This is a genomic window from Geodermatophilus sp. SYSU D00700, assembly GCF_054050255.1.
The window spans coordinates 1-4,369 of the sequence record NZ_JBJGZA010000071.1 but is presented as its reverse complement, the minus strand read 5'-3'; the positions used below and the strand labels follow the sequence as shown (position 1 = coordinate 4,369).

The 4,369-nt window shown below is 77.6% G+C and carries 3 protein-coding genes; all 3 read left to right on the top strand.

Going from position 1 to position 4,369, the window contains the following annotated elements:
* Positions 1-131: 131 nt before the first annotated feature.
* The 3 genes from ACI79V_RS24260 to ACI79V_RS24250 all read left to right on the top strand — a co-directional run bounded on the left by ACI79V_RS24260 (position 132) and on the right by ACI79V_RS24250 (position 4,224).
* The gene (locus ACI79V_RS24260; protein WP_456893480.1) at positions 132-1,328 is read left to right on the top strand and encodes a cell division protein PerM; all 1,197 of its coding nucleotides are present in this window, start codon (positions 132-134) and stop codon (positions 1,326-1,328) included.
* A 95-nt stretch (positions 1,329-1,423) separates the two neighbouring features.
* Entirely contained in the window at positions 1,424-3,583 is a 2,160-nt protein-coding gene (purH, locus tag ACI79V_RS24255) for a bifunctional phosphoribosylaminoimidazolecarboxamide formyltransferase/IMP cyclohydrolase (protein ID WP_456893478.1), read from the top strand.
* A gap of 11 nt (positions 3,584-3,594) precedes the next feature.
* On the top strand, positions 3,595-4,224 hold the full coding sequence (locus ACI79V_RS24250; protein ID WP_456893476.1) for a pentapeptide repeat-containing protein: 630 nt from the start codon (positions 3,595-3,597) through the stop codon (positions 4,222-4,224).
* Positions 4,225-4,369: the final 145 nt, after the last annotated feature.

Sequence of the window (4,369 nt, the reverse complement as noted above, 5' to 3'; positions counted from 1 at the left end):
CCCCCCCCCCGCGCCCCACCCCGCGGGGGGGGGGGCCCCCCGCCCCCCCCCGCCCCCCCCCACCGGCGTCCGGGGGACCGCTCCGGCGCGTGCGGCGGACAGACCGCGGCCGCGCTTGCGACAGTGGGGACGTGGTCTCCCTGCTGGCACGTCTGCCCCTGCCCGGGCAGCAGGCGCCCGGTGCGCACCGGGCCGGGTACCCCGTGGCCCTCGCGGCCGCCGCCACCGCCGCGGTGACCGTCCTGGGACTCGTCGGGCTGGGACTGGCGCTGGTCGTCGTCCAGGCGCTCGACCCGACCGGCGGCCTGCCCGTCGGCGGCTCGGCCCGGGTCGCCGGGCAGCTGTGGCTGCTGGCCAACGGCGGGGGCCTCCGGCTGTCCTCGGGCCCGCTGGTGCTCGCACCGCTGCTGGTCACCCTCGCCGTCGCGTTCGGGCTGGCCCGCGCCGGCCGGGGCGTCGCACGGGTGACCGAACCGCCCGGGCCGGGCGCCGCCGGGGTCGTCGTGGGGACCGGGACCGCCGTCCACGCCCTGCTCGTCGTGCTGGTGGCACTCGCCGTCGACGGGCCCGGTGCGCGCACCGACCTGCTGCGCTGCACGGCCGGCGCGGCGGTCCTCGCCGTCCTCGCCGTCGGCTGGGGCATGCTGCGGGAGGGCGGCCTGCTCGAGGACCTCCTCGACCGGCTGCCGGGGCCGGCGCGGCCGGTGCTGCCCGCCGTGCTGGCCGGGCTGCTCACCGCCGCCGGGCTGTGCTGCGCGGTGGTCGCCGTCGCCCTGGCCTCCGACACCGCCGGGTACGCCGCCGTCGCCGGGTCGCTGGGCGGCTCGGGCGCCGGCGTCCTCGGCCTGCTGGGGCTCGGGGCGCTGCTGCTGCCCAACGCGGCCGCCGCCGCGCTCGGGGTGGCCGCCGGGCCCGGCTTCGCGGTCGGCTCCGCGACCGTGGTCTCGGTGCACGGCGTCAGCCTCGGCCCGGTCCCCGCGCTGCCGCTGCTGGCCGCCCTGCCCGACACCCAGGCGGTGCCGCTGCTCGCGTTCGCCTCGCAGGCGGTCCCCGCCCTGGCCGGCCTGGTCACCGGGACCGTGCTCGGCCGCCGGATGACCGACGACGACGGCGGCTCGGTGTCGGCCGGGCTGTGGGGCGTCCTCGCCGGGGTGCTGCTCGGCGTCGCGTGCGGGCTGGCCGTGGCCGTCGCCGGCGGCTCCCTGGGCGACGGCGCGCTGGCCGACGTCGGCGCCCCGCCGCTGGCCACCGGGCTCGCCGTGGCGGTGCAGGCCGGCATCGCCGCCGCCGTCGCCGCGTCCGTCACCCGCTGGCGCGCGGGCGACTGAGCAAGGACCCCCTCGCCCCCACCACTCGCGAGCTCGTGGCGGGGCCCTGCGAGGGGGCCGGGGAGCGACTGGCGTGTCCGTCTACTGTCGGCGGCGTGCCGGCCGCCGTACGTCCCGAGCGGGCGCGGGTCGTGGTGCTGCTGTCGGGCACCGGGTCGCTGTGCGCGTCGCTGCTGGCCGCCGCCGACGACGCCGAGTACCCGGCCGAGGTGGTCGCCGTCGGCAGCGACCGCGACGCCGCCGGGCTGGAGCACGCCCGCCGCCGCGGCCTGCCCACCTTCACGGTGCGGCTGCGCGACTTCCCCGACCGGGCCGCGTGGGACGCCGCGCTGGCCGGCGCGATCGCCGCGCACCGCCCCGACTGGGTCGTCTCCGCGGGCTTCATGAGGATCGTCGGCCCCGCCGTCCTGGCCCGGTACGAGGGCCGCCTGGTCAACACCCACCCCGCGCTGCTCCCGGCCTTCCCCGGCGCGCACGCCGTCCGGGACGCGCTGGCCGCCGGGGTGCCGGTCACCGGGAGCACCGTGCACCTGGTCGACGCCGGCGTCGACACCGGTCCCGTGCTGGCCCAGCGCGAGGTGGCGGTGCTGCCCGGCGACGACGAGGACCGCCTGCACGAACGGATCAAGGCCGTGGAGCGCACGCTCCTGGTGGAGACGGTGGCGCGACTCGTCACCGGGACGGAGGCAGCCCCAGTGACCGGAACCGACGACCGCGTCCCCGTCCGCAGGGCCCTGCTCGGCGTGTACGACAAGACCGGAATCGAGGAGCTCGCCCGCGGCCTGGCCGACGCCGGCGTGGAGCTGGTCAGCACCGGCGCGACGGCGCGGCGCATCGCCGACGCCGGCGTCCCGGTCACCCCGGTCGAGCAGGTGACCGGCTTCCCGGAGTGCCTCGACGGGCGGGTCAAGACCCTGCACCCCGCGGTGCACGCGGGGATCCTCGCCGACCGGCGCCGGCCCGAGCACGTGCGCCAGCTCGAGGACCTCGGCATCACCGCGTTCGACCTCGTGGTGGTCAACCTCTACCCGTTCACCGAGACCGTGGCCTCGGGCGCCACGTCGGACGAGTGCGTGGAGCAGATCGACATCGGCGGCCCGGCGATGGTGCGCGCCGCGGCGAAGAACCACCCGTCGGTCGCCGTGGTCGTCGACCCGGCCCGCTACGGCGACGTGCTCGCCGCGGTCGCCGGCGGCGGGTTCACCCTGGCCCAGCGGCAGCGGCTGGCCGCCGCGGCGTTCCGGCACACCGCCACCTACGACATCGCCGTCGCCTCCTGGATGGGCAACGTGCTGGCCCCGGACGACGAGTCGGGCTTCCCGGCGTGGGCCGGTGCCTCGTGGGAGCGCGCCGAGGTGCTGCGCTACGGCGAGAACCCGCACCAGCGCGCGGCGCTCTACCGCAGCGGACAGCCCGGGCTGGCGCACGCCGAGCAGCTGCACGGCAAGCAGATGTCCTACAACAACTACGTCGACACCGACGCCGCGTGGCGGGCCGCGCACGACCACAACGACCCGTGCGTGGCGATCGTCAAGCACGCCAACCCCTGCGGGATCGCGGTGGGCACCGACGTCGCCGCTGCCCACCGCAAGGCGCACGCCTGCGACCCGGTCTCGGCCTTCGGCGGCGTCATCGCGGCCAACCGCGAGGTCGACCTGGCCATGGCCGAGCAGGTCGCCGGCGTGTTCACCGAGGTCGTCGTCGCGCCGTCGTTCACCGCGGACGCCGTCGAGGTGCTGACGGCGAAGAAGAACATCCGGCTGCTGCGGCTGCCCGAGGCCGGCCGGCCGGCGGTGGAGACGCGGCCGGTCAGCGGGGGGCTGCTGCTGCAGACCGCCGACCGTATCGACGCCGCCGGCGACGACCCCACCACCTGGACCCTCGCCACCGGGGAGCCGCTGGACGCCGCCGGCCTCGACGACCTCGTCTTCGCCTGGCGAAGCGTGCGCGCGGTCCGGTCCAACGCGATCCTGCTCGCCCACGACAAGGCGACCGTCGGCGTGGGCATGGGACAGGTCAACCGGGTCGACGCCGCCCGGCTCGCCGTGACGCGGGCGGGGGAGCGCGCCCCCGGGTCGGTCGCCGCCTCCGACGCGTTCTTCCCGTTCGCCGACGGCCTGCAGGTGCTCCTCGACGCCGGGGTGCGGGCGGTCGTGCAGCCGGGCGGGTCGGTGCGGGACGAGGAGGTCGTCGCGGCGGCGCGGGCGGCCGGCGTCCCGCTGTACCTGACCGGCACCCGCCACTTCGCGCACTGAGGCCGGGCGCATTGAGGGGCCGGCCCCACGTCCGCCCGCCGGAGCCGGGGGAGGAGCTCGAGGACGCCGACCTCGCCCGCGTCGACTGGTGGGGCGCCGAGCTCGACGGCGTCGCCTTCACCCGCTGCCGCTTCGAGGACGCCGACCTCACCGAGCTGGTCACCCGGCGCTGCGTGTTCGACTCCTGCGTGCTGACCGGCGTGCGGATGAGCGGCGCCCGGCACCGCGGCAGCGCGTTCCTCTCCTGCCGGTTCGACCGCGCCCGGCTCATCGACGTCGTCTGGGACGGCTGCAAGCTCACCGGCTCGCAGTTCGTCGGCGCCACGGTGCGGCCGCTGACCAGCAGCGACTCGGACTGGAGCTGGACGTCGCTGCGGGGGGTGGACCTCTCGGGCAGCGACCTGTCCGGTCAGCGGTTCCGCGAGGCCGACCTCACCGACGCCGACCTGCGCGAGTGCGACCTCACCGGCGCCGACCTCGACCGCGCCCGGCTGCAGGGGACGAGGCTGCGCGGCTCCGACCTGCGCGGCGCGGCCACCGAGGCCTGGCCGTGGCGGGCGCTGGAGCTGACCGGTGTCCGTCTCGACCTCGCCCAGGCCGTCCAGGTGGCCACGGCCCACGGCGCCCTCGTCGAGGGCTGACCCCAGGCACTTCCGCGGGAGTGCCCGACTGGTCAGCAGGGTGTCCGTGCCCATCCCCGGCACTGCACGGTCACCACACCCGTACATCCCGCCGGTCAGGATAGCCATTAGCGCGCCGAGCCGGCCCAGGTCGCCGACCGCGCAG